At 62.6% G+C, this 1,368-nt stretch carries 1 protein-coding gene; it reads right to left on the bottom strand.

The genetic code is table 11. The annotated features are described in order from the left end of the window. Nucleotides 1-263: 263 nt before the first annotated feature. A complete protein-coding gene (locus GGQ98_RS18070) occupies nt 264-1,298 on the bottom strand; it encodes an IS110 family RNA-guided transposase (protein ID WP_184072064.1) in 1,035 nt (344 codons plus the stop codon). Nucleotides 1,299-1,368: the final 70 nt, after the last annotated feature.

Raw genomic sequence — 1,368 nt, forward strand, 5'->3', positions numbered from 1 at the left:
TAAAAACGTATGGCCCGCCCCGTCCGCAAGGGGGTTTGTCAAAGACGGCATGATCGGTCTGCATCAACGTATCCGGTCTCAAGGCTGAAGCCCTGGCCAAGATGGATATCCGCGCAGTCTGGTCCTCATAAAAGCGTCGGTGCCGAGCACCACATTTAGAACCAGGTTTCCAGGCTGCCGGTACGACCTGTTATGCCATCTTCACTTCACCTCCCGCAGACGCCGTAAGCGTGCGGTGTTTGTCCGCCCGCTGTCCCTGACGATCAGACGGCAACGAGCGCCTGCCGATCGAAGTCCTGTTGCTTGTGCAGCACCGCCCACGCGATGCGCGCCAGTTTCGCCGCCAGCGCCACCACCACGACATTGGGATGGGCGCGTGTCAGCATGGCCTGCAGCCAGGTGCCGAGTTGGTTCGGCTTGGCCGCGAGATGCGGCATGGCGGCACGAGCGCCGTGGATCAGCTGCTTACGCAGATAGCCGTTTCCCCGTTTGCTGATCCCGAGCAGCTTCGTCTTGCCGCCGGTCGAGTGTTGCCGCGGCGTCAGGCCGAGCCATGCGGCCAGATCGCGTGCCTTGGCGAAGGCGCTGCCGTCCCCGACGGCCGCCAGCAACGCAGTCGCGTTGATGACGCCGATTCCAGGGATGGTTGCCATCCGCCGCGCCTGCACATCCTCTCGTGTCAGCGCCGCGAGTTCGTCGTCGTACTTCTTAACTCGTCTATCGAGCCCCGCCCACTCGTCGCGAAGGTCAGATAACAAGGTACGGGTGCGCGCACTGACGGCCGGATCGCCCGTCATGAGATCCTCGAGACGGCGCATCAGGTTGACGCGACCCTTGGGCAGGATGATGCCGCGCTCGAGCAGTACCGCGCGCAACTGGTTGATCAGTGCTGTGCGCGTATTCACCAGCCGTTCCCGGACGCGGTGCAGGATTTGCAGGTCGAGCTGGGCTTCGCTCTTGAGCAATACAAAGCGCATGGTCGGTCGCGTTGCCGCTTCGGCGATTGCCTCGGCGTCGCGGTCATCGGTCTTTTGCGCCTTGACGTACGGCTGGACATATTCCGGCGACATCAGCCGGATCGTGTGTCTATGCAGCGCCAGCGTCCGGCCCAGAAAGTGTGCGCCACAGCAGGCCTCCATCGCGATCACACACGGCGGCAACGCCGCCGCGAACATTACGATTGCATCCCGCGTCATCCGTTTGCGCATCACCACCGCACCGGCAGCGTCCATGCCAGCTAAGCTGCAACTGTTCTTGCCCAGGTCGATCCCGAGCACGGCGATAGGTGTCTTCGTCATCCGTCCTCTCCTCAGTTTCCGACACCATCATAGTGCCGGAGCATAAGGGGCGGGCCATTCCATAAAAACG

It is taken from the genome of Sphingosinicella soli, from assembly GCF_014199685.1.
Classification (GTDB): domain Bacteria; phylum Pseudomonadota; class Alphaproteobacteria; order Sphingomonadales; family Sphingomonadaceae; genus Sphingosinicella; species Sphingosinicella soli.